Raw genomic sequence first — 22,793 nt, forward strand, 5'->3', positions numbered from 1 at the left:
ACGGACCAGGCTGGGACCTCCCCGAAGGTCAAGGTCAAGCCAGTCCGTGAGGAGGGCGACGCGCCGGGTCTGCTCACAGCCATCTCACAGCGCTCGCGACTAGGGTCGGGCGGTGAGCGGCGGCGCTCCAGGGTGGAGCCCGCGCCCGTCTACGGGAGTGGCGATGGTCTTCAAGAAGATGTTGAGCGCGTTCGGTGTCGGCGGTCCCACCGTGGACACCGTCCTTGCCAACCCGAACACCCGGCCGGGGCTCGCCCTCGAGGGCAAGGTCAACCTGGTCGGCGGCGACGCGTCGGCGGCCATCGAGCAGATCGTCGTCGGCCTGGTCACCCGGGTCGAGATGGAGAGCGGCGACAGTGAGTACGCCGGTGTGATGGAGTTCCACCGGCTGCCGGTCGCCGGGGCGTTCGAGTTGGCCCCGAAGCAGCAGCTCTCGATTCCGTTCCAGCTTCCGATGCCGTGGGAAACCCCGATCACCGACGTGTACGGCCAGCGCCTGCACGGCATGACGATGGGGCTGCGCACCGAGGTGGCGGTGGCCCGAGCGGTCGACAAGAGCGACCTCGACCAGGTCAACGTCCACCCGCTGCCGGTGCAGGAGCGCATCCTGGACGCCTTCGCCCGGCTCGGCTTCCGGTTCAAGGGCGCCGACCTGGAGCGCGGCCACATCCGTGGCACGCAGCAGACGCTGCCGTTCTACCAGGAGATCGAGTTCTACGCCGCGTCGCAGTACGCGCAGGTCATCAACGAGGTCGAGCTGACCTTCGTGACCAGCCCCCAGGGCATCGACGTGGTGCTGGAGTGTGACAAGCGGGGCGGCTTCCTCAGCGCCGGCCACGACGTGTTCGGCCGGTACAGCGTCGCGCACACGGATGCCGACCGGGTCGACTGGGCGCAGGTCGTCGACGGCTGGCTCCAGGAGACCACGTCCCGCTACGGCGGCCTGCGCGCGCAGGGCTTCGGCGCACCGCAGGGCTTCGGTACGCCCCCCGGCTACGGGGCCTCGCACGGCTACCCGATGCAGCACGGGCACGGCGGCCACGGGCACGGCGGCCACGGCCGGGGCGGCGGCATGGGCGGCATCGTCGCGGGCGCGGCGCTCGGCGCCGTCGGCGGGATGGTCGCCGGCGAGATGATCGAGGACGCGGTCGAGGGCGACTTTGCCGAGGACTGGGGCTCCGGCGGCGACGAGGAGTGACGCACGTATCACGGTGGCCCTCCGGGAGATTCCCGGAGGGCCACCGTGCTGATCCGTGCGGTCAGTGCCTGCTCTTGCGCTCCGTGTCGCTGCGGTAGTTGCTGCCGGCCTTGGCCAGACCCCGGCTACCGAGGTAGCCGATGGACAGCAGCGTGATGAAGAACCAGGCCTGCGGGGCGCGGAAGATGTCCACGCCGACCGAGTTCTTGCCGACCAGGTACGACGCGGCCAGCACGCCGATCACCGACGCGACGTAGACCCAGAACTCCGTCGTCATGAAGGCCTGCTTGGTCTCCGTGCCCGGCGCCTGCATCGGCTCGCGATGCCCGTCGTGCATCATCGGCATCTGCCTGGTGGGCGCCTCGTTCATCGCGCGGTTCGGCATGTCGTTCATCGCGCGGTTCGGCGCTTCCTGGGTCCGGTTCGTCGACCTGGTGGATGCAGCCTGCGTGCTCATCTTGTCCTCCTCAGGATGCGATGAGTCCTACCTGCGCTCCCTCGCCCCGCTACCGCGTTTCGGCCACGGCACGGTTGGCGTTCTCGGCGGGGGCACCCCCCGACTACCCCGGCGTCCGCCGAGTTAACACCCGCCGGCCCACCGAATGGCGGCGTCGGCGCGGGCCTGGCGTGGGGTTTGGTCGGCCGGCACCCGGGCACGCAGCGCGATCCGACAGATCTGCGAGGTGATGGACGTGCGTGAGGACGACATGATGCGGGAGTCCGCCCGCAAGGCCGAGCAACGGATCGCCGGTGGGGTGTACGGCCCGGGGGCCCTCGACGAGGTCACCGTGCCGCAGACCGACGAGACGCGGGTCCTCCAGGAGGAGGACCCGGGCGACCCGGCGGACGTCCCGATCGACCCGGAGGTGTTGCGCGACGGCGGCCCGACCCGGGGCCAGGGCGCGCTGACCACGACCGGCGGCACTGCCGGCCCGGCGAGCGTGCGGCGGGTGGCCCGGCAGCCGGAGCGGCACCCGGGGAAGGTCGCACCGACCACCACCGGCGACGCCACCACGGGCGGCCTGAGCACCCCGGCGGGCGGCTCGACGAGTGACCAGTCGAGCAGCGCCAGCCAGGTCGGCGACTTCACCGACGACTGACCGCCCCCGCCCGCCCCGCCCCCGCCCGCCCCGGGCGCGGAACTTGGACAGTTGTCGTTCCGAGTGGACGGTAACTGTCCAAGATCCACCTCGGGCGCGTGGGGGGTGGGGGGTCAGGCGGGGCGGAGGATGCCCAGGCGTTGGGTGGCGCGGGTCAGGGCGACGTAGAGGTCGCTGTGCCCGCGCGGGGACTCGGCCACGATCCGTTCCGGATCGACCACCAGGACGGAGTCGAACTCCAGCCCCTTGGCCTGCCCGACGGTCAGCACGACCACCCGGCTCTCCAGCTCCGGGTGCTCGCCGACGGCCGCCTCCGGCAGCGCCGCGACCAGGGCGGTGCCCAGCTCGTCGACCCGGCCGGCGGGGACGATCACCCCGAGCCGCCCGTCGGCCAGCCCGGCCGCCTCGGCGACCGCCGCCTCGGTCAGCTCGCGGGGCAGCGCGTCCTCGGCGACCCGACGGTCCCACGGCGGCACCCCGCTCTCCCGTACGGAGCGCGGCGGGAGCAGGTGCGGGTCGATCTTCGTCAGCACCTCGGCGGCCACCGCCATGATCTCGGCGGGCGTGCGGTAGCTGACGGTCAGCTCCTCCAGCCGCCACCGCTGCGCCACGTACGGCTCCAGCGCGTCGGCCCATGAGGGGGTGCCGGCGAGCGCCCCGGTCTGCGCCACGTCCCCGACGATCGTCATCGACCGGCTCGGGCAGCGGCGCATCAGCAGCCGCCAGGCCATCGGCGACAGCTCCTGCGCCTCGTCGACGATCACGTGCCCGAACGCCCAACCCCGGTCGGCGGCGGCGCGCTGGGCGGCGGTCAGCCCGTCGGACTCCTCCTGGCGCTCCAGCAACTGGTCGGCGTCCAGCAGGTCGGTGACGCCGAGGATCTCGCCGCCCTCGGCCTCGTCCTCCACGTCGATGGAGCGGGAGCCCCGGGCGATCTCCAGCACGCCCTCGGCGTACTCGCGTTGGGAAGCCCGGATGCGCTGCCGGCGGGCCGCAGCGGTGCGGTCGTCCTCGCCGAGCAGCTCGGCGGCCTCGTCGAGCAGCGGCACGTCGGCCGGCGTCCAGCCGCCCGGCCGGCGGTGCAGCAGGGCCCGCTCGGCGTCGGTCAGCTCGGGTGCGGCGGCGGCGATCCGGTCGGGGTCGGCGTACAGGTCGGTGAGCAGGCGCTGCGGGGTGAGCACCGGCCAGAGTCGGTCCAGCGCGGCCCGCACCTCGGGCTCCTCGCGCAGCTCGCGGCGGATCTCCGCGACGTCGGCCTCGTCGAGCAGGTTCTCCCCGCCCAGCGGGTCCGCGCCGATCCGGTCGGCCACCTGGTCGGCCAGGGCGTGCACGATCTCGACGTCGAAGACCGCGCGCGCCAGGTTGTGCGGCCGACCGGTGCGGCGGGCGCGGTCCCGGGCCGCCCGGACGGTCTCCGGGTCCAGCCGCAGCACCTCCCGCTCGACTTCGATCTCCAGCGGTTCGTCGGGAACCCACTGCCGGTCCCGCACCGCCTCGGTGAGCACCTGCACCATCTCGGCACGGCCCTTGACCGCCGCGGCCTCCGCCGGCTCCGTCCGGCGGGCGCTGACCCCGGGAAAAAGGTCCCCGGGGGTACGCAGCAGCACGCCCGTCTCGGCCAGCGCCGGGAGCACCTGCGAGATGTAGCGCAGGAACGTCTCGTTCGGGCCGACCAGCAGCACGCCCCGGCTGGAGAGCACATTGCGGTGGGTGTAGAGCAGGTACGCCGCGCGGTGCAGGGCGACGGCGGTCTTGCCGGTGCCCGGGCCGCCCTGGACCACCAGCGTGCCGGGCAGGTCGGCGCGGATGATCCGGTCCTGCTCGGCCTGGATGGTCTCGACGATGTCGCGCATCCGGCCGGTCCGGCCGGCGGTGAGCGCGGCGAGCAGCGACGCCTCCCCGGTCAGCTCCTCGTGCGCGGTGGGGGAGGCGGCGGCCAGGTCGAGCACCTCGTCGTTGAGGGCCGTCACCTTGCGCTGCCGGGTCCGCAGGTGCCGTCGCCGCCGTACCCCCTGCGGGTTGGCGGCGGTGGCCAGGTAGAAGGCCCGGGCGGCGGGGGCCCGCCAGTCCATCAGCAGCGGGTCGTAGTCGCCGCTGGTGTCGAAGATGCCGATCCGGCCGATGTAGTGGCGCGCGCCGTCGTCGGCGTCCAGCCGGCCGAAGCAGAGCCCGTTCTCCACGGCGGAGAACTGCTCGACCTGTTCGGCGTACATCTGCACGGAGCTGTCCCGCTGGGACCGGGCCTGGAGGGTGCCGCCGGTGGTGTGTAGTTCCTCGGCGAGCCGCCGGGCGGCCTGTTCCCGCATGCCGTCCAGCCGGCCGTAGAGCATGGAGACGTACTCCTGCTCGGGGCCGATCTCGTCGTCGTGCCGTAGCTCGTCGGGACCCGCGGAGTGCCTTGACAAGCCGTCTCCCTAGTGATTAGGATTGCATTCGGAACGGCATTTATCGCCGTTCCTTTTTTGTGCCTGAACTGCAAAAGATACCGTGCGGCGACCTCTCCCACCAAGCGATCGGTCGGGAGCCACCGCCGCCGGGGACGGAGTCGTGCGGGATGTTGCTGGGTGCCGGTCAGCGTGTCGTCTTCATCGGGGACAGCATCACCGACTGCGGCCGGCGTGACGCCGCCGCCCCCTACGGCGTCGGGTACCCGAGTCTGGTCCGCGCGTTCGTCGACGCCCGGCACCCGGAGCGCGAGCTGACCTGGGTCAACCGGGGGATCAGCGGCAACACCGTCCGGGACCTGGCGGCCCGCTGGGACGCCGACGCGATCGGCGAGCGCCCCGACTGGCTCTCCGTGATGATCGGGATCAACGACATCTGGCGCGCGTTCGTCCCCGGCCGGGAGGCCGAGGCGGTGCCGATCGACGAGTACGAGCGCACCCTGCGCGCGCTGCTGCGGCGGGCCGTGGACGCCACGGGGTGCCGACTGCTCCTCGCCGACCCGTTCTTCATCGAGGCCGATGTCGACGAGCCGCAGCGCGCCGAGACCGACCGGTACGCCGCCGTGGTAGCCGCCCTCGCCAAGGACTTCGACGCGGTGCACGTGGCCACCCAGGCGGCCTTCGACCGGGTGCTGCGGCACAGCCCGTCGAGCCGCTGGGCCGACGACCGGGTGCACCCGGAGCTGCCCGGCCATGCGGTCATCGCGGACGCCTTCCTGACCGCCCTGGCCGCCTGAGGTCGGTCAGCGGCGGTTGGTGCAGACCTGGCTGCTCCGGCCGACCGTCTCCACGGACCACACCACCGCGACCGTGAAGCAATAGTCGTCGGCCCGGTCCAGGCCGTAGACCAGCAAGCTCGTGCTGCCCGGCGGGAGGGTCTCGAACGCGCGGGGCTCCTGCCCGGACTGGCCCTTGGCGAGCACCACCGGCCCGGTCGCACCCGCCGGGTACGTCCAGCGCAGCGCGATGTTGTCCCGGTTGTCCCGGACGGTGAACCCGCCCGGCGGGGTGCCGGGTGAGGCGGCGGCCCGGGGACTGGCCGACGCGCCGCCGGACGGTGCGCCGCCGGACGGGCCGCCGGAGCTTGGCGGGGCGGTGACCGAGGGTGCCGGGCCGGGTGCCGGACGGTCGACCCGGGCGACCCCGGCGATCACCGCCGCCGTGCCGAGCACCACCACGGTCACCCCGCCGAGCACCACGAGCGGGGTGAGCCGGCGCGGCGGGGGCGCGGGCGGGCGGGGGACCAGCACCGGGAGCAGCCGGGACCGGTCCTCCCGGGTCACGGGCGGGTGCACGGCCCGCACCCCGGCCGGCTCGTCGGCGGCACCGGCCAGGCCGACGACCGTCGGGGGCAGCGAGCTCGCGGCCGGCCGTCCCGGCTCGTCCGGCCACCGGTCGTCGTCCTCCGGGTACGGCCGGACGCCCCGCTCGCCGCCGTCCCGGGGCCACCGGTCGTCGTCCTCCGGGTACGGCTGGACGCCCCGCTCGTCGCCGTCCCGGGGCCAGTGATCGTCGTCGACGGCGCGGGCCGGGGCACCGCGCGCGGCGTGTTGCGTGACCCACGGATCGTCCCCGGCGGGGTACGCGGGGGCGTGGTGGGCCATCCCGTCCGGGGGCGTCCGGGGGGCGGGCACGGCCGGCGGGTACGGGTCGTCCTCCGGCGGCCACGCCGTCTGGTACGTCGGTGGCCCCTCGGCGGCTGGCGGGACGCGGGCTGCCGGGACCACGGGTGCCTCCGCCGGCTCCTCCCGGTCGGCCGGGGGCGTCCGCGCGCAGACGTGGTCGGGGTTTGCGGCGGCCCGGGCCAGGCCCGCCACCTGCACGGCGAGCGGGTCGTCCATGGCGAGGTGCTGCCGGCACAGCTCCCGGGCCAGGGCCAGGTGGTCGTGCGCCTCGGCGAACTCCCCGCAGTCGCGCTGCATCGCCCCGAGCCGGGCCAGCATCTTGATGCCGCCGGGGTGGCCGTCCCCGTACACCTCCCGGTGCAGCTCCCAGGCGTCCTGCAACCGCTCCCGGGCCACCTCGCACTGGCCGCGGGCGTACTCGACGGTGGCCAGGTCGGCGTGGGCGGCCAGCACCCGCAGCGACTCCGGCCCGTCGGAGGCGGTCAGCTCGATGATGACGTCGGAGTAGAGCCGGGCGGCGCGGGCGTAGCTGCCGACCCGGTGCAGCACCGCGGCGAGGGTCGCCGCCGCCGAGACCGTACGCGGGTCGGAGGGGCTGTACAGCCGGCTCGTGGCCGCGTACGCGAAAGCAGCCCACCCCCGCGCCGAGTGAGGCTCGCCCAGCGCGACCAGCACACGGGCCTGGAGGCCGGCGGCGTCGGCCAGCTCGGGGGAGGCGTGGTCGGGGCGCGGATCGGCGTCGCTCAGCGCGTCGGAGAGCAGCTGTTGCGCGCCGGCCAGGTCGCCAGCGGACACCAGGTGGTGCGCCTGGACGGTCAAATCACCGAAGGCGGAGGACACGCCTCATCGTGGCCGTCCCGCGACAATATGTACAACCCCCCGATTATCGCGATTCGGTCATCATCCGGTCAGGTGGTCGGCGAGCGTCTCGCTGATCCGGCGGAGCTGGTCCACCTGGGCGGGGCTGAGCGCGTCGAAGAGGTGCCGGCGCACCCCCTCGACGTGGCCGGGCGCGGCGGCGGCGAGTGCGGCGTGCCCGGCGTCGGTGAGCGCGGCGACCTGCCCGCGCCGGTCGGTCGGGCAGTCCTCCCGCCGGATCCAGCCGGACGCCTCCAGCCTCGCGGCGGCGTGTGAGAGCCGGCTGCGCGAGGAGCCGGTCGCGTCGGCCAGGTCGCCCATCCGCAGCCGCCGGTCGGGCGCCTCCGAGAGCCGGACCAGGATCTCGTAGTACGCGTGCGGCATGCCCGCGTCGCGTTGCAGCTCGCGGTCGAGCGTGTCCATCAGCGCCCGGGAGGCGGCGAGGTACGCCCGCCAGGTGCGTTGCTCGTCAGGGTCCAGCCAGCGGGTCATGGACCCAGCATAACGAACTCGTTGAACGCTCAACCAAATCGCGCTAGCCTGGACGGCATGGGAATCCACCGCCTCAACCACGCCGTCCTCTACGTCTCCGACCTGGCCCGCAGCGTCGCCTTCTACCGTGACGTGCTGGGCTTCCGGGTCATCCCGATGACCCCCGACGGATTCCGGGGCGCGGCCTTCCTCCAGGCCGCCGGCTCCACCAACGACCACGACCTCGGCCTGTTCGAGCTCGGCGGGGCCGCCAGCCGCTCCACCGCAGGCCGAGCCACCGTCGGCCTCTACCACCTGGCCTGGGAGGTCGACACCCTCGACGAGCTCGCCGGCACCGCCGAGCGACTGACCGCCGCCGGCGCCCTGGTCGGCAGCTCCGACCACGGCACCACCAAGAGCCTCTACGGGCAGGACCCGGACGGGCTCGAGTTCGAGATCGTCTGGCTGATCCCGGCCGACCGGCTCGACGACGACGCCCTGGCCGCCCGCAAGCGGATCGGCCGCCTCGACCTGGACCGCGAGCGGCAGCGCTACGGCGGTCAGACGCGCGGCGGGGTGGGCATCTCCGTCCCGGCCTGACCACCGGGGTGGGGAGCCGCGTCCCGGGCCGGTGGGGTAGAACGACAGCATGCCGACCGACACCGTCCTGCACGAGCTGCTCGCCCGACAGCTCGAAGCCTGGTTGCCCGCAGCGCTGCACCGCGCCCGGCGGGCCACCCTCGCCCTGGCGTACGCCGGGACCGACGCGGGGGGCGCGGACGCCGCGCTGCGGGCGGTGGCGGGCCTCGCCGACCGGCTGCGCGGGTTCCGGCTGACCATCCTGGTGCTGGCCGACGGCGACCAGGCGCTGCCGGCCCGGTTGGGCGCGATCGAGGCGACCCTGCCCGCCGAGGTGACCGTGCACGTCATGCCCGGCGACCCGGCGCGGCTGCCGGTGGCGCTCAAGGCGGCCGGGGCGGTGGGCGCGCCGCTGCTGACCGTGGCCCACGGCGCGGACCCGACGCCGGCCCTGCTGGCCGCCGCGCGGGCCGGCCGCCCGGCCGACCTGCTGCTGGTCACCGGCCCCGGAGCGCCCCTGCGGCCGGCGCTGGACGCGGCCGGCTTCCCGCTGGTCACCGAGGCCCACCTGGTCGCGGCGACCGCCCCGGCGGCGCCACCGGCCGGCGGGCCCGACGGGTGGCACGTGGCGTTCGCGACCTCGTCGGACCGCAGCCTCCAGGCGTTCAAGGACGCGCTCTGGGCGGTCGCCTCCGGGATGCGCCTGCTCGACCCGGCCGACGCGCGGGGGCGGCCCTTCGACGTCGTCGCGGAGCCGGATCCGGGGCCGCTGGCCCGGGAGCTGCTCGCCGAGCTCGACCGCCACGGCCCGGGTACGGTCACCGAGCTGCGCCGACACGCCCTCACCGCGACGCCCTACCGGGCTGCCGACGCGACCCGGGCGGTGACCGGCCTGCTCGACTCGGGGGCGGTGACCCGTGACCCGGAGCACGGCCGGCTCGGCGGGGACGTGGTGATCACCGCAGCCCCGGGGTGACCGTCCGTCCGGAACGCTGCCGGCCGAAATGCGACCGGGACGTCGAGCGGGGCACCGACGTCAACGTCGGCGCCCCGCTCGAATCCGGGAGGTCAGGCCCGGGACTTGTCCTGCTTCCACGACAGCGGACCGGGCAGGTCGACGCGGTGCGCCTTGGCCCGCGAGTTCCAGGACCATCGGCCGATCTTGATGCTCCACGAGGAGAAGCCGTTCTCGGTGAAGTTCAGGATGATCGGGCCGTACTTCTTGCGCTTACGGAACATGAGGCCCATCGCGGGGCTCCCTTCGTCACCAATCGTCTGCCGTGTCGAGATTGAACATGCCCGAAACGACGATTCGCGAAACCTCTCCGGGTCCCCACTGGACTGTGTCGCCGCGCGGCCCGACAATCTCTATCCACCGGATGGGTGTTACGGGGTGATCAGTACTGGTGGAAGCGATGGACAACGGGTCGGGAGATGCTGATCTCAACTTGTGGAAGGGCGTTGACCGGCCGCGCGGGGCGACGGCACGATGAGCACATGTCGCAGCGGGACGAGCCTCTCCTCACCGCCCGCGTGCACGTCGACCTGGTCCGGCACGCGAGCGCGCTCTGTTGAGCTGACCGGTCAACCGGCTCGGCCCCCGTCACCGCGTCCCGTCCGCCCGTCCGCTCACGGCGGAGGGCGTGCCACCGCGTCCCGCCTGCCGGGGCGCGCTCCACCGATCGTGGACCCACCTCCTCCGTGGACAGAGCAGGAGACAGTCGTGCCCCCATCCCCGCGTCCGCTGCAGCAGCCCACCCCCGTCGCGCCCGCCTCACCCACCGTGGACCGGCCCGGGGCCGGCACCGTCGAGCTGTGCCCGGTCGACCTCAATCTGCTCCGCGCCCTGCTGCGCCGGCAGGCGGCCACGGTCACCGTGGTCACCGCGCCGGGGCCCTCCGCCGGCCGGGGACGCCCGCCGCTGCCGCCGGCCGGGTTCACCGCCACCTCGTTCACCTCGGTGTCGCTGGAGCCGCCGCTGGTGTCGTTCTGCCTCGCCCGGGCGTCGTCGAGCTGGCCGGCCATCGAACGCGCGGAGCACGTGGCCGTGCATCTGCTCGCGGCCGGGCAGCAGCAGGTGGCCCGCACCTTCGCCACCAGCGGCATCGACCGCTTTGCCGCGCACCGGGGCTGGACGGCCGGCCCGTTCGGGGTGCCACTGGTCGACGGGGCGCTCGCGGTGCTGCTCTGCCGGGTGGTGCACCGGGTGGCCGCAGGCGACCACACGATCGTCATCGCCGAGCCGCTGGCTCTCGGGTCGGGGGAGGACGGCAACCCGCTGGTGCACCACCGGGCCGGCTTCACCACCACCGTCGACCCGTGGGAGGTCCCCGGCTGAGCGCGCCGGCCCGTACCGAGGGGTCAGGCGCCGGGGTCGACCCGCCGCCGGCCCGGTCCGCGCCGCCACTGCCCGCAGGCGGCGGTCAGCGGGGTTCCCAGGCGTCGGGCGGGGCGATCAGCCGCCGCACGTGGCCCGGCAGCCGGCCGCTGGTCAGCTCGGACAGGCTCACCTCGTCGACCACCTGACGGACCGCCGCCCGGACGGCGACCCAGAGCCGGGGCAGGTTCTCCGCCGCCCCCTCGTAGCTGGTCTCTTCGGGGCGCATTCCGCGCACCCCGGCCAGTGGGCCGTCGACGGCGCGCAGGATCGCCCCGATGGTGACCTCCTTCGGCGGCCGGGCCAGCGTGTAGCCGCCCTCGGCGCCCCGCTGGGCCCGGACCAGCCCGGCCCGGCGCAGGTCGGCCAGGACCGCCTCCAGGAACTTGCGCGGCATGTCCTGCTCCGCCGCGATGGCCTGGGTGGACAGCAGGGAGGGGTACGCGGTGGCGAGGCTCAGCGCCGCCCGTACCGCGTAGTCACCGCGCGCGGAGATCTGCACCCCCTCATCATGCCCGCCCCGCCCTGCCGGTCGGGTCGGTGGGCGGCCGGGGCCGGACGATCCGGCTCGCCGCCGCCCCGTCCCGCCCGCCGCCGTGGCCCGCCGGACGCTCCCACCCGCCCGTCGCCGCGTGCTCCCGGCTGTTGCGCGACGACCCGCCCGCTCCACCCGCTCCGCCCGGCGCGTCCGGCTGCCTCCCGCCGCCCGCGCGTGTGGTTGGCGGCTGCTCCAGCCCGTTGTGGTACGACGCCTGCTCCCGCTCTCGGTGGGGCGGCACCGGCTCGCGGTCTCGGTGAGGCGGTGCCGGCTCGCGGCCCTCGCGGTCCCGCTGCGGCGGCCCGATGGGCGTCGGCCGGCCCCGGGCAGCCCGGAACACGCCGGGGCTCACCCCCGCCTCGCGGGTGAAGAAGCGGCCGAAGTTGGTCGGCTCCGGGAAGCCCAGCCGGCGACCGATCCGGGCGATCGGCTCGTCGGTGGCGGCGAGCAGCCGGCTGGCCTGCAGGGCCACCCGCTCGTCGATCACCTGCTTCGCGCTGCGCCCGGTCACCGCCAGGCAGGCCCGGGTCAGGGTACGCACCGAGCAGCCGATCCGGGTCGCGTAGTCCTCCACCCGGCGGGTGTGCTGGTAGCCGCGCTCGACCTCCTGGCGGAGCCGCCGGAACGTGGTGCTCTCGGCGCGCCGCTCGGCCTGCGCCGGGGCCGCCGCGTCGGCGTCCAGCAGCGTGAGCCGCAGCAGCAGCACGGCGAGCTGGTGACGGAGCAGGGCGCGGGCGGCGGGCACGTCCGGTTGCCGTCGCAGGTCCACCACGAGCTGGGTGACCTCGTTGAGCACCGCGTCCCCGTCCTCGCCGGCGAGCTGCCGGTGTGTCGGCACACCGCCGCCGTCGAGGCCCGGGTCCCGCAGCAGGGCCGTGGGCGTCCAGCGCAGCACCACGGCGTCGAGCCGCCCCCCGGCGTGGCGCAGCGCCTGACCGGGGCGTACCCGCAGCAGGGTTCCGGGGCGGCAGGGCAGCGGCCGGAAGTCCAGCTCGGCGGTGCCGTGGCCGCCGGTGATCAGGACCACGAGGTCCGCGTCGAGCAGGACGGGGCGTCGCCACTCGGGGTCCGGGGCGAGGTCGCCGAGGGTGAGGGCGGCGATGCCGGCGGACCGGGCGGCGGCGTCGGCGCTGGGCGCGGGGCGGGCCGTCGCCAGGTCGGGGCGGGTCGACGCCTGGTCGGTGGGGGGTGCCGGGGAGGGCTGACCGGAGGGGACCATCGCTGCGACGGTAACCCGCGCCCGAGTGGGCCGCATCCCGACGCGGCCCGGGTCGCCCCGTCCCGCGCCGGCCCGGCGGCTTGTCGCGGCCCCCCGGGGCAACCCGTTCCACGCCGGCCCGGCGGCTTGTCGGGGCACGCCGACCCGGCTAGGTTACCGAGCGGTAGCGCCGGGTCCGGCGGACCACCGGCGGCCCCCGAACGGCGATGGGATGGGCATGACGGATCTGTTCTCGGTCGAAGGCAAGAAGGTCCTGGTCACGGGCGGCTCACGGGGCATCGGGCTGATGATCGCCCGGGGCTTCGTGCGGGCCGGCGCGGACGTGATCATCTCTTCCCGCAAGGCGGACGTCTGCGAGGCGGTGGCCGAGGAACTGTCCGCCGAGGGGCGCTGCGCGGCGATCCCCGCCGACCTGGGCCACGACGCGGGGGCCGAGGGCCTGGCCGCGGCCGTCCAGGAGCGGGTGGACCGGCTCGACGTGCTGGTCAACAACGCCGGGGCCACCTGGGGAGCGCCGTTGGAGTCGTACCCGGAGAGCGCGTTCGACAAGCTCTGGGCGGTCAACGTCAAGGCCGTCTTCCGGCTCACCACCGCCCTGTTGCCGGCGCTTCGCGCGGCGGCCACCGACGACGACCCGGCCCGGGTGATCAACATCGGCTCGATCGACGGCATCCGGGTGCCGTCCATGGAGGTGTACGCGTACTCGGCCACCAAGGCGGCCGTGCACATGCTCACCCGTGGCCTCGCCCACCAGCTCGCCGGCGAGCGGATCACCGTGAACGCGATCGCGCCGGGGCCGTTCGAGAGCAAGATGATGGCCTTCGCGCTGCAGGACCCGGCGGCCCGGGCGGCGATCGAGCAGCAGGTCCCGCTCGGCCGGATCGGGCGCCCCGAGGACATGGCCGGCACCGCGATCTACCTGTCGTCGCGGGCGGGGGCGTACCTGACCGGCGCGGTCATCCCCGTCGACGGCGGGATCACGACGCACGGCTGAGCGCGTACCCACAGCAGCGGCCGGGGCCGCGCGGACTCGGCAGATCCGCGCGGCCCCGGCCGGCGTCGTGTCAGCGACCGGCGAGGAGCCGGTTCACCGCCGTGTCGACGTCCAGGTGCTCGGCCTCCCGGCCGCGCGGGACGACGACGTAGGTCCGCCGCAGGAAGCGCACCAGGACGCTGCGCGGCACCTCGAACAGGGCGTTGCCGTCCGGTGACGACAGGGCCAGCGCGACGAAGTCGCCGCGCGGGGTGGCCCACGGCCAGACCCGCACGTCGCCGATGCCGGCCGGCTCGTCCAGGCCGGTGACCAGCAGTTCGCGGGCGAACGACCAGCTCACCGCCTCGCCGCCGGCGGATTCGGCATGGAACAGGACATGGACCGCATACGGATCAGCAGGGTCGTAACGCAGGCTGGCACGCACCGGCAATGCGGTGGCGTCAGGCGCGACGAGCCTTAGCGACGTCTCGACCTCTACGGTCGTCGGTCGGATGACACTCATGGACGTTCTCCCCCCGGCACCGCTGCGGAACGCGCGTGTCCCGCTTTTCCCATACTCAGGTGCTACTCCTGGCTACGCTCCGCCATACGCTGACTTCACCCAGTGGTGGGAAGGGGGTCGGAAACGCCGCTAGAATGTGAAAATTCTTGTACGATATCCGGTTCTGCCCAGTACGTGATCCCGCCCGGCATCGGGGTGGTTCAGACGTCGACTTACTCCGGTAACGTCCAGTGGTCCGATGGAGTGACGGGCCGGAGCGACACTGGAGGGCGAAATGGCAACGAACCGATCCTCAGTGGATGTGCCGGCCTGGTCCGGCCCCCCGAAAGGAGGGGCCCGAGCAGCCGAAAGGCGGGGGTACGCAGTGCCGAAGGACCAGCGCGGCCGGGGTGGCCCCGACGGCCCGGTAGTCGGGGGCGGGACGGCGGTCGCCGAGCGGCGCAGCGGGCGTTTCCGGCAGCGGGTGGCCACCACCCTCGACCTGATCCGCGCCAACCCCACCGGCCGGGTCGCCCTCAAGATCTTCATCTCCATCGCCGGCGCCCTCGTCGTCACCATCGGTATCGCACTGATCCCGCTGCCTGGCCCCGGCTGGCTGCTGGTGATCGCCGGGCTGGGCATCTGGGCCGTGGAGTTCCACTGGGCCCGCCGGCTGCTCAACTTCACCCGCCGGCACGTGCAGGGCTGGACCCGGTGGGTCACCAGCCGGTCCCTGGCGGTGCGGTTCGTGCTCGGGTCCGTGGGCCTCGTCTTCGTCGCCGTGGTGGTCTGGCTCTCGCTCAAGTACAGCCTCGGCATCGACCTGCTGGCCCGGCTGCTGCACTACCTCGCGACGCACTGACCCCCGGATTCGCGGTCCGGTCCCTCGATCGGGTAGAGTCATCGGCGCTGAGGGCGATTAGCTCAGTGGGAGAGCGCTTCGTTCACACCGAAGAGGTCGCTGGTTCGATACCAGCATCGCCCACCAGGAAAGAGGGCACATCCGATCGATGGATGTGCCCTCTTTCGCGTCCTGAGTATCTAACTGAGTGACTATCCCTCCGGGGTCAGCGCGAAGATGCGATCCATAGCGACCGCGCCGCTGAGTAGCACCGGCCGGAGTTGGTGCCGGTAGACCTTCTCCGTGACCGTGGTGCCGGAGTGCCCGCACAGGTCGGCGATGTCCTCCAAGCTCACGCCGCTACTGGACAGCACGGAGACGAAGCTGTGTCGCAGTTCCCGGGGCGTCCAGTCGGTGGCGGTCAGTCCGGCCTTGGCGGCGACCCGGCGAAACGCTCGCCGGACGTTCGCGGCGTCCAGGGCGCTGCCGGTCGAACTGGCGAACACGAGGTTCCCGGGCTGCCAGTCCTTGCCCGCCTTCTCTCGGTCCCGGTGCTGTAGCGCCCGGTGCCGCCGCAGTGCGACCACACATCGCAGCGGCAGTGCGAGAGTGCGTCGTGACTTCCTGGTCTTGGTGTCGCCGCCGGCCCGGACCGAATGCCATACCGCGATGGACGGTGGATGCGGCGGATCATCGGCGGGCCGGCCGTCCAGGTCGACGTGATCCCACGTGAGGGCCCGTAGTTCCTCGGTGCGCGCGCCGGTCAGCAGGGACAGCACCACGTAAGCGATGTCTCGTAACGCGACGGCGTTCCGGTGCGGACTGTGGGTGATCTTCAATGGCATGGGCATGGGCTCGCACAGCAGGCAACCAGGCGCACGCGTGTCGGCGGTCGCCCAAGCCCCCGGGCAGCGCAGCCTCAAGCCGAATTTCCAGCTGTCAGGCGGTTCAGGATGGTCCGGGCCAGCGCGGCGAGCCGGGTTTGCAGGTCGTCGTCGGCCCGCCCGCCGAGGTCGTCTTCGAGATGCGCGGCCAGGGCGGCGACCGTTGGGAGCAGGTCGTCCAGCGGGCTGCCCTCGTGTCCCACCACGTAAAGACAATGGGTTCCCACCTCGGCGGGGATGCTGTGGTCGAGGATCCGCTCGCAGGTGTCGGCCGCGATCAGCGCCACCGCCGTCGGTAGCTCCGGCTCCGGGAGTCCGAGTTCGGCGGTGACCGCCCCCAGGCGCCGATTCGCGTCATGCGCCGGCAGTGTCCGAGCTGACTCTGCCGCGAGCGCCACCACGGCGTCGCCGTCGACGCCGGCCACCAGCAGGTCGCAGCCCAGCATCACCGCGTGGTGCGGGTCGGCGTCGTAGAGCAGTGCCCGGGCCTGTTCGGTCCGGAGCCGGCGAAGAAGTTCGTCATCCACGCGCCGAGGCTAAGGGCCGCCACGTAACCCCGGCCGTCTGTCTGGTCAGGATGGTCGAGCAGGATGCCTGGGGTAGCAGGTGATTACCGCGGCCAGGTCTGAGTGGATCTTCCCGTTCACGGGGCTGCAGCCCGCCCAGTTCCGGAAGCTGGTCCGGCTGGTCGCCGAGCGTGGCGGCGATGGCATCGCCGACGGCCGGCCGGGCTGGCAATGGGCCCTTGACCTCGCCAACCGGTGCTGCTGGTGGCCACCTATGGCGTACGAACCTGACGATGCGGCAGATCGGCCCGCTGTTCGGGGTGTCGCACTCCGTGGCCCACTGGGTCATCGACACCCTCGCACCGCTGCTGGCCCTGGCGTCGGTGCGGAAGCGACCGGTCGAGCAGATCGCGATCGTCGACGGCACCCTGATCCCCACACGCGACCACCGCTTGGCCGCCCGCAGCAAGAACTACCGGGACTCGACGAACTTGCAGGTCGCCATCGACGCAAGCACCCGCCTGGTCATCGCCGTCGGGGACCCGCAGCCCGGCAACCGCAACGACACGGTCGTCTACCGCGCCTCGGGCATCGACCAGAAGCTGACCGGGCGGCCAGTGATGGCCGACGGCGGCTACCGGGGCAACCCGCAGGTGATCATGCCGTGCCGCAAGCCCGCCGACGGCACCGACCTCCAGCCCGGAAGCAAGCCCTCAACGTCGAACACAGAACCGTCCGAGCAGGGGTCGAACACGCCCTGGCCAGGATGAAGTGCTTCAAGATCCTGCGTGACTACCGTCGTGCCGCCCACACATTGACCGACGGCGCTTCCGGCATCGCTAACCTCCACACCATTATCCTCAGCCGGCTGACCACCGGCCCGATGCTGGGTAACGCCTTCACCCAGTTACGAGACGTCCCTTAGGTTGAGAGTTGCCCTGCCGATCACCGTAGACGGATTGCCGATGTCCGCGGAAACTTCCCCTTGACACGACGTGGACATACTGAGGGGCACCAGCCAGTTCGCAGATAGCTGCTGGCCTTCGTGGTGACTCAACGGTTGGAGGCACGAGATGAGATGGCTCATGGTCCTGATCGCAGTATTGGTGGTCATCTCGGCAGTCTGGCTGTGGCGCCGATCCCGCAACATGCCACCGGACGCCGACAGTCGAATCCGTAATCTGCGGGCATCGACTGACGCCCGGACGCGGCTCGATGAGCACCGCAATCCCTCCCAGGGCAGCGCCGGCAGCGGCAGCGGTGGCGTGGGTGGCGTCATCGGTTGACGTCACCCTGCAGCCGGCAGGACACCCATCTGGCCATAGATGTTGGGCACTCACCCGGGCGACCAGGCATGGACAATGATCAGGTAACGCCAGCCGATGGGGGCGATCCGAACCAACCGGCCGTTCAGAGCGCGGCGCGCGGCCAGATTTGCGGCTACAAGATCGGCATGATACGCCCTAGACGCCGCCGCACGTCGGAGCTTGGCGCGCGCTCAGCAGTGACTAGGGCGGATGTAGACACCGCACCAGGCCGGAGCCTCGACGGTCCAGACCTGCCACCCGCCGTAGTCTTTTCGAACCTCGAAGGGCCAAGTGTGCCGGCTGCCCACCAGCGACACCCGATCTTGCCACCAGACCGCGTGAACCTCGGTGACCACCAGGGCGACACCCTCTCGGGTCCGCTACTCAGCCGCAGCACGTACACGGCTACCGCCGCGTCCGGGGCTGGCTCTCCCCGTTCCGCCTCGACCTGGGCTCGCACCGCCCACGCCGCAGGAACGGCCAGCGTGCCTGTGCACGCCGGGACGACGAGGGACAGGAGAACTCAGGGCCAGTGCTTCGAGGGGCTTCCCGCTTTACGCCAGGCACTCTAGCGATCTTGAGCTAGCTTGATCGAGATGATAAAGGCCAATGTGTTTGGATGATCATCCGGCACAGATCCGGCACAGCCGAGCCCGAAAACGGGTGGCAAACGTCGTGAAGCGCTGAGGACCTCCCCGCTGGTCAGAGGCCGGATATGCCCGATTGCGGGTGATCTCTGCTCGGCTTCCGGCATTAGGGGTTCTAGGCTCCTCCCTCGGTCCGAACCACGGCGAGCGGCTGCAACCGCACGACCTGGGTCGTCCAGCAGTCAGACGATTCGGTCGCGAGCTCTGCTCCGCAGTTGCACACCAAGTTGGGGCCGTCTCGACCGGCGGGGCCGCAGCAGCCGCTACGGCGTTTGTCGTCGGGGTGCAGGCGGTGCACGAGCAGGTCGTCTGGGCTGATCAGGACAGTGTTTCGCGGTCCTGCGGAGACCAGAAGTCCCTCGTCCTCGCTCCATACGTAGGGCGGCCCGAACGGGTCGACGGCGACCGCGAACTTCCCGCTTGGCACCCATGCTGGACAGGGTGCGCCAGGTTGTAGATCAGACGGCGCGACCGGCTCCGGCAACTCCGCGAACTGCACCTCGTCCAGGTCATTGGTAACAAAGGTTCTGCAGCGGATACAGGAGAAGACCGTCATGCAGAGATCATCGTGTAGCCGCCGGTTCTGCGGAAGTCGCTCCGGCTGACTGTCCATTCTGCCGATGTCGGGCGCTAGGTGTAGTGACCATGAGCGTTGTTGACGGCGGTACAGCAACGGCGTCAGCGGCCAAGTGAGTCGCCGAGGCACGTCGTGTCTCCTGGCACCGCCGAGGGGGCGGCTGACGCCAGAGGTCGGATAGCTGCTGATGCCACTTCTCGCCGATGGGTGGTGGTCCTGTCGCGCTGATGGACTGGTGATGGGCCGGCACGGGTGGGAGCCTGGTTATCGGCATCCGGTGGGTTGCCGCAGGCTGCCCACCCGTGGTGATGAGCGAATCCGGGCCATCGTGGACGGCGGAAAGGCCGTGCGGGGCCGCTCAACGGATCCGGGAGACCGGCACAGCGGCCGGTGCGGTCGAGAGCCGGCGGGACGTGACCCGCATCAGCGGCAGGAAGGCCGCTCAACATCTCCGACATCGAGTCCAGCAATCCGACAGGAAAGCCGCGCTGGCGTGCTCAACGAGCGCCAGAGTAGCACCGGGTACCGACACGTCAACCCGCCGTGAATCCGGCATCGAGCCGATCCGACCGGCTGCCGGCCGGTGTGGGAGGACTTTCTGTACGTCTATCAAGGGGGCCCTTGACGGGCCGCACGCGCCGCCGCCAGGGCGCGCGCCGGCCGCTGTCGCTCTGCGGCCGTCACGCCTGATGCCCGGCGGCGGTCGCGGAGTTACGGTTACTGCGCCTCCGGCGGGGGCGCTCCGGCTCCAGGATGGCCGGGGCTCCGTCGGCGGGTCGCGGTCCGTGGGTGGTTGCGGTAGGCCATCCCGCCCGCCATCGACCCGGGCAAGCTGAGCAGACCACCGCCCGACCCGCCAGCGTCCGAACCCGCCGTCAAGGCCGTCTTGACGTGGCGGGCCGGGCGGCGGCCCGTTCCCCAGCAGGGTGGGTCGATGGCAGACGGGATGGCAAGCTGGTCGCTCCAGGATGGACAAGCGTGAGGTGCTGCTCAGGACCAAAGGAGTTCATCGCCGTGTCGAAGACCGCCGCCTGCGCCCCCTCTTGATCAGCGCACCAAACACGCCGGCGCACACAACCGAACAGACGCCCATGATTACCGCCGCGAACGGATCACTTTTCGGGCCTGACAGAAGGCTCACCGATGTAATTCCGAACCCGATGGCAAAAATTGGCAATATCATGCGTGCCGCACGGCGGTGATGACGCCGATTGTGCGCGGCGTTAATCCGACGTTCTTCGGGACCGAGCTCTTTCACCCACGGGGTGTTGAAGGGCCAGTTGGCAGCCCAGATTATTGCAGCCAACCCTACAATAGTCACCAGCACCACAATGATGGCTTTGAAGAACATGCTCTACCTCCAGAAGCCGTCAGTCCACCAGAACCGAAGGGTAGGGCCGAGCGTAGGGCCGCCGGTTAGGTGCGCCAAGCAGTCGGGCACCACCTCGTGCCCGATACGTGCCCGATCCAGCGGTCAACACGGGTTAGCAGCGGCACATCGACAGCCTCAACCTGAACGGTCCGTGACCGTGGACCGGCCGGCATGGCTACTCATGGTGTAGATCAATCCGATTCCCAAGCTGACAGTGCTCGATCGTCCCCGCCGGGGAAGTGTTCCGGCGGGTGGTAGAACGGGGCATGGAGATCGCGCAGCTCAGCCAGGCGTTGGATGACATCTTCGACGGCGCGATCGTGCATCACGGGTACACCGACTACATCCGCGATTACGAAGTCATCGTCTACGTCACCGCAGACCCGCGTACCGGCATCCCACCCGTCCACCTCCGCTACCTCTTCAAGTACTGCGTCGCAGCCGAGGTGCAGACGGCGGTGAGTCCCGATACCTGGCGTTGCTCGCTCGACGAGCGACTGACCGACCGGGAGATCGGTCCAGACCTGGACGGCTTCGTGTGGGCAGTGCGCTGGCAGCCGCTCTACCCAGGTGCGGAGGTGGTGGCAGACTCCGAGCGTGCCCGGTCGTGGGCTGACAAGATCGGCATTCCCTTTCACGAGGTCCGCTTCAAGATGAATGCTCACGCCATCACTCTCATTTTCAGCGACCTTGACGTGACGGAGATGAGGGAGGGCTACGCGCCCTTCACAGTCACCGAGGACGACTGATGCAAGGATCTTGCAACTCGCCCGGGGGCGACTAACTGGGCGACGATCGGGACGGACGCCAGCGGACGAGCAGGGATACTGATGGACGGTTCCAGCAGTTCAACGCCCGTGAAGCGGCAGGCCAAAGCCCCGTGTTGGTTGCCTGGGGGTCAAGCAGTCACCGAGGGGCGAACCAGCGGCCCTGTTGCTGTCGACAGCCACGGTGACAGCAACCGGGCCGGACGTCAGGGGCCGGCGATGGAGCGCTATGGATCAGCGCCGGACGTCAGCAACGTACGCGGACGTGCCCGGACGGAGCGCCCAGAAACTCACAAGCGAGAGGTCGGTGCATCCGGAGGGCGGGGGGCTGGATGGTCTGACCTGGCGACATGCGTGCGGTGTTGGGCTGGCCGCGAAGTGTGACCACCCGTACCGTCCGTTGTGCAGGCTCTACGCCGGAAGTCGTCGACCTCATGCAGGAGGAGTCATGGCTGACTGATGCCGAATGACACTGGTCGACGTACCGCTCAATCGCGATGCTCGATCAAGCTAGTAGACGTCAATCGATGCCTGTGGGGCACCGCGACAGCGCCGCTTGTTCTACCGTATGCCTGCGGTCATGCAGACGTGAACCGCGCTCAGGCCGGGAAAGCCCGCCACATGGGACGGACGGTAGATGAACAGACGAGCCTTCGCGGCGGTCGCCGCGACCCTCCTCGCCATCACGATGGCACCAGCCGCTCAGGCCGCGCCACCGACAGACGACACGTCAAAGAACGGCACGCCGCCCATCGTAGGGATCGAAATACTGTCGCCCGCCGACCGAGCCGACCAGCTGGCGCAAGAACCGATCCTCACGCTCAGCCAGCGTGTCCACGAGCTGACCGCAGACGTGTATGACGCACACATCGCCGGCTCGAAGGTTGACACGCCGAACCGCACCCTGGTGCTCTACTGGGCGGGCCAGGTTCCAAACGAGCTGAGCCACCTGCGCTCACAGGCCGCCATCAGCGGCGTCAAACTGGTGATCAAGTCGGCCCGATACTCCCGTCAGCAGCTCATGCGGGCGGCAGACGAAGTCATGCCGACCTCAGAGCTCTACGGCGAGCCGGTCACCGTGAAGCTAGCGACCGACGGATCCGGGCTGACAGTCATCGTCGATGACCTGCCAGCCGTCGCGCGCGGCGCAAAAGCTGCCAAGGCCGGCGAATTGGCTCTCCTGCAGCGCATCTCCGCCACCCGTAGCCGGACCGGCATTCCCATCACGGTGTCCGCTGGACGTGCCAACAATCCGGAATTCCAAACTCGCGCTGCCGACACCAGCCCCTACTGGGGTGGAGCGATGCTATCGATCAACGGCGGCGCCTGCACGAGCGGTTTCAGCATGTACGCCTCCGGGGACCCGTCGAGGCGCTTCACCCTGAGTGCCGCACACTGCTTTGATTTCCTGGACGGCGTCCCGGTCTCTAACGGCGTCGGCTCGGCCATGGGTACCAGTGACTTCGTTCACGAGTTGTACGACAGGACTGCGGCCTACGACCTGGGTGTTGTCCGGCTCGGCACCAGCAAGAGCAACCAGCCGTACATCTACATCGGCAACAACCCCACCGACGGTGTGATCACCGTCTCCGGCTACAGAGCCGATGGGGTGCCAGAGGGTGGCAACTACTGCGTGCACGGAATCACAGCAGTCAATTGCAACCTGATCTCCGACGGGCAAAACAAGGATTGTTCGGGATGGCCCCCGGAGGGACGGTGTGTTTACACCATCGCGTACCATCCCAAGACCCCTGGTACCGTCACGGCATGCCATGGCGACAGCGGCGGTCCAATCTACAACTGGACGAACGGTGGGAGCTCGGTCCTGGCCGCAGGAATCGTCAGCTGGGGTGAAAACACCCTGGGTAGCTTTTTCGCCCCAGTGATCTCCGAAGCCCGGGGTTATAACTACTACGTCCCGTGCCAATCCGGCGGCGGCATGTCCGTGGTCGCCAGTGCGGTCAACAATATTTCAGGCCTGCGGGTCGCCACACCCTCCACGCCCTAG

Annotated in this window: 21 protein-coding genes, 1 tRNA gene and 3 pseudogenes; 14 read left to right on the forward strand and 11 right to left on the reverse strand. The window is 71.3% G+C overall.

Going from position 1 to position 22,793, the window contains the following annotated elements; translation table 11 throughout:
* Positions 1–163 precede the first annotated feature (163 nt).
* Entirely contained in the window at positions 164–1,198 is a 1,035-nt protein-coding gene (locus ACQPZO_RS09015; RefSeq protein WP_433348721.1) for a sporulation protein, read from the forward strand.
* Between the two features lie 61 nt (positions 1,199–1,259).
* Here ACQPZO_RS09015 and ACQPZO_RS09020 read toward each other — a convergent pair whose 3' ends face one another.
* Positions 1,260–1,655 carry a hypothetical protein gene (locus tag ACQPZO_RS09020; protein WP_433348723.1) on the reverse strand — a complete coding sequence of 132 codons (396 nt, stop codon included), beginning with the start codon at positions 1,653–1,655 and terminating at the stop codon, positions 1,260–1,262.
* Between the two features lie 235 nt (positions 1,656–1,890).
* Between ACQPZO_RS09020 and ACQPZO_RS09025 the strand changes: the two genes are divergently transcribed.
* On the forward strand, positions 1,891–2,298 hold the full coding sequence (locus ACQPZO_RS09025; protein WP_433348725.1) for a hypothetical protein: 408 nt from the start codon (positions 1,891–1,893) through the stop codon (positions 2,296–2,298).
* 113 nt (positions 2,299–2,411) lie between these two features.
* Here the strand turns inward: ACQPZO_RS09025 and ACQPZO_RS09030 are convergent, their stop codons facing one another.
* Positions 2,412–4,628, reverse strand: coding sequence for a HelD family protein (locus ACQPZO_RS09030; RefSeq protein ID WP_433350898.1), 2,217 nt, complete (start codon positions 4,626–4,628; stop codon positions 2,412–2,414).
* A gap of 224 nt (positions 4,629–4,852) precedes the next feature.
* Here ACQPZO_RS09030 and ACQPZO_RS09035 point away from each other — a divergent pair, with 224 nt between their 5' ends.
* On the forward strand, positions 4,853–5,479 hold the full coding sequence (locus tag ACQPZO_RS09035) for an SGNH/GDSL hydrolase family protein (protein ID WP_433348727.1): 627 nt from the start codon (positions 4,853–4,855) through the stop codon (positions 5,477–5,479).
* Between the two features lie 6 nt (positions 5,480–5,485).
* Here ACQPZO_RS09035 and ACQPZO_RS09040 read toward each other — a convergent pair whose 3' ends face one another.
* Both ACQPZO_RS09040 and ACQPZO_RS09045 read right to left on the reverse strand, forming a co-directional pair.
* On the reverse strand, positions 5,486–7,207 hold the full coding sequence (locus tag ACQPZO_RS09040; RefSeq protein ID WP_433348729.1) for a tetratricopeptide repeat protein: 1,722 nt from the start codon (positions 7,205–7,207) through the stop codon (positions 5,486–5,488).
* Positions 7,208–7,267: 60 nt separating this feature from the next.
* The gene (locus tag ACQPZO_RS09045; protein WP_433348731.1) at positions 7,268–7,717 is read right to left on the reverse strand and encodes a MarR family winged helix-turn-helix transcriptional regulator; all 450 of its coding nucleotides are present in this window, start codon (positions 7,715–7,717) and stop codon (positions 7,268–7,270) included.
* A gap of 57 nt (positions 7,718–7,774) precedes the next feature.
* Between ACQPZO_RS09045 and ACQPZO_RS09050 the strand changes: the two genes are divergently transcribed.
* Positions 7,775–8,296, forward strand: a complete 522-nt coding sequence (locus ACQPZO_RS09050) for a VOC family protein (RefSeq protein WP_433348733.1) — start codon at positions 7,775–7,777, stop codon at positions 8,294–8,296.
* A gap of 49 nt (positions 8,297–8,345) precedes the next feature.
* Positions 8,346–9,251, forward strand: coding sequence for a hypothetical protein (locus ACQPZO_RS09055; RefSeq protein ID WP_433348734.1), 906 nt, complete (start codon positions 8,346–8,348; stop codon positions 9,249–9,251).
* Positions 9,252–9,343: 92 nt separating this feature from the next.
* Here the strand turns inward: ACQPZO_RS09055 and ACQPZO_RS09060 are convergent, their stop codons facing one another.
* Positions 9,344–9,523: a DUF4236 domain-containing protein gene (locus ACQPZO_RS09060; RefSeq protein WP_007075522.1), complete on the reverse strand. Its 180-nt coding sequence runs from the start codon at positions 9,521–9,523 to the stop codon at positions 9,344–9,346.
* A 249-nt stretch (positions 9,524–9,772) separates the two neighbouring features.
* Here ACQPZO_RS09060 and ACQPZO_RS09065 point away from each other — a divergent pair, with 249 nt between their 5' ends.
* Entirely contained in the window at positions 9,773–9,850 is a 78-nt protein-coding gene (locus ACQPZO_RS09065; RefSeq protein WP_405103913.1) for a putative leader peptide, read from the forward strand.
* Between the two features lie 208 nt (positions 9,851–10,058).
* Positions 10,059–10,613, forward strand: a complete 555-nt coding sequence (locus ACQPZO_RS09070; protein WP_433350900.1) for a flavin reductase family protein — start codon at positions 10,059–10,061, stop codon at positions 10,611–10,613.
* An 85-nt stretch (positions 10,614–10,698) separates the two neighbouring features.
* Here ACQPZO_RS09070 and ACQPZO_RS09075 read toward each other — a convergent pair whose 3' ends face one another.
* Entirely contained in the window at positions 10,699–11,154 is a 456-nt protein-coding gene (locus tag ACQPZO_RS09075; RefSeq protein ID WP_350888802.1) for an RrF2 family transcriptional regulator, read from the reverse strand.
* A 211-nt stretch (positions 11,155–11,365) separates the two neighbouring features.
* Positions 11,366–12,409: pseudogene (locus ACQPZO_RS09080) on the reverse strand (helix-turn-helix transcriptional regulator); the annotation flags it as partial.
* 217 nt (positions 12,410–12,626) lie between these two features.
* Here ACQPZO_RS09080 and ACQPZO_RS09085 point away from each other — a divergent pair.
* Positions 12,627–13,403 (forward strand): SDR family oxidoreductase, encoded by a 777-nt coding sequence (locus tag ACQPZO_RS09085; protein WP_433348736.1) that lies wholly within the window; start codon positions 12,627–12,629, stop codon positions 13,401–13,403.
* A gap of 70 nt (positions 13,404–13,473) precedes the next feature.
* Here ACQPZO_RS09085 and ACQPZO_RS09090 read toward each other — a convergent pair whose 3' ends face one another.
* Positions 13,474–13,905 carry an SsgA family sporulation/cell division regulator gene (locus tag ACQPZO_RS09090; RefSeq protein ID WP_007457244.1) on the reverse strand — a complete coding sequence of 144 codons (432 nt, stop codon included), beginning with the start codon at positions 13,903–13,905 and terminating at the stop codon, positions 13,474–13,476.
* Between the two features lie 274 nt (positions 13,906–14,179).
* Here ACQPZO_RS09090 and ACQPZO_RS09095 point away from each other — a divergent pair, with 274 nt between their 5' ends.
* Both ACQPZO_RS09095 and ACQPZO_RS09100 read left to right on the forward strand, forming a co-directional pair.
* On the forward strand, positions 14,180–14,746 hold the full coding sequence (locus ACQPZO_RS09095; protein WP_433348738.1) for a TIGR02611 family protein: 567 nt from the start codon (positions 14,180–14,182) through the stop codon (positions 14,744–14,746).
* 51 nt (positions 14,747–14,797) lie between these two features.
* Positions 14,798–14,872: transfer RNA gene (locus ACQPZO_RS09100), tRNA-Val, on the forward strand.
* Between the two features lie 65 nt (positions 14,873–14,937).
* Here the strand turns inward: ACQPZO_RS09100 and ACQPZO_RS09105 are convergent.
* A pseudogene (locus ACQPZO_RS09105) lies at positions 14,938–15,513 on the reverse strand (tyrosine-type recombinase/integrase); the annotation flags it as partial.
* 131 nt (positions 15,514–15,644) lie between these two features.
* Entirely contained in the window at positions 15,645–16,136 is a 492-nt protein-coding gene (locus ACQPZO_RS09110; protein WP_433348740.1) for a hypothetical protein, read from the reverse strand.
* Between the two features lie 79 nt (positions 16,137–16,215).
* Here ACQPZO_RS09110 and ACQPZO_RS09115 point away from each other — a divergent pair.
* Together ACQPZO_RS09115 and ACQPZO_RS09120 are read left to right on the forward strand one after the other, a co-directional pair.
* Positions 16,216–17,040: pseudogene (locus ACQPZO_RS09115) on the forward strand (transposase family protein).
* Between the two features lie 160 nt (positions 17,041–17,200).
* Positions 17,201–17,401, forward strand: coding sequence for a hypothetical protein (locus tag ACQPZO_RS09120; protein ID WP_433348742.1), 201 nt, complete (start codon positions 17,201–17,203; stop codon positions 17,399–17,401).
* Positions 17,402–19,652: 2,251 nt separating this feature from the next.
* Here ACQPZO_RS09120 and ACQPZO_RS09125 read toward each other — a convergent pair.
* Positions 19,653–19,997: a hypothetical protein gene (locus tag ACQPZO_RS09125; protein ID WP_433348744.1), complete on the reverse strand. Its 345-nt coding sequence runs from the start codon at positions 19,995–19,997 to the stop codon at positions 19,653–19,655.
* Positions 19,998–20,284: 287 nt separating this feature from the next.
* On the opposite strand from ACQPZO_RS09125, the gene ACQPZO_RS09130 reads away from it, so the two are divergent.
* Both ACQPZO_RS09130 and ACQPZO_RS09135 read left to right on the forward strand, forming a co-directional pair.
* Positions 20,285–20,767 (forward strand): HalD/BesD family halogenase, encoded by a 483-nt coding sequence (locus ACQPZO_RS09130; protein WP_433348746.1) that lies wholly within the window; start codon positions 20,285–20,287, stop codon positions 20,765–20,767.
* A 655-nt stretch (positions 20,768–21,422) separates the two neighbouring features.
* The gene (locus tag ACQPZO_RS09135; RefSeq protein WP_433348748.1) at positions 21,423–22,793 is read left to right on the forward strand and encodes a trypsin-like serine protease; all 1,371 of its coding nucleotides are present in this window, start codon (positions 21,423–21,425) and stop codon (positions 22,791–22,793) included.

Source organism: Micromonospora sp. CA-111912 (assembly GCF_050948415.1).
GTDB lineage: Bacteria > Actinomycetota > Actinomycetes > Mycobacteriales > Micromonosporaceae > Micromonospora.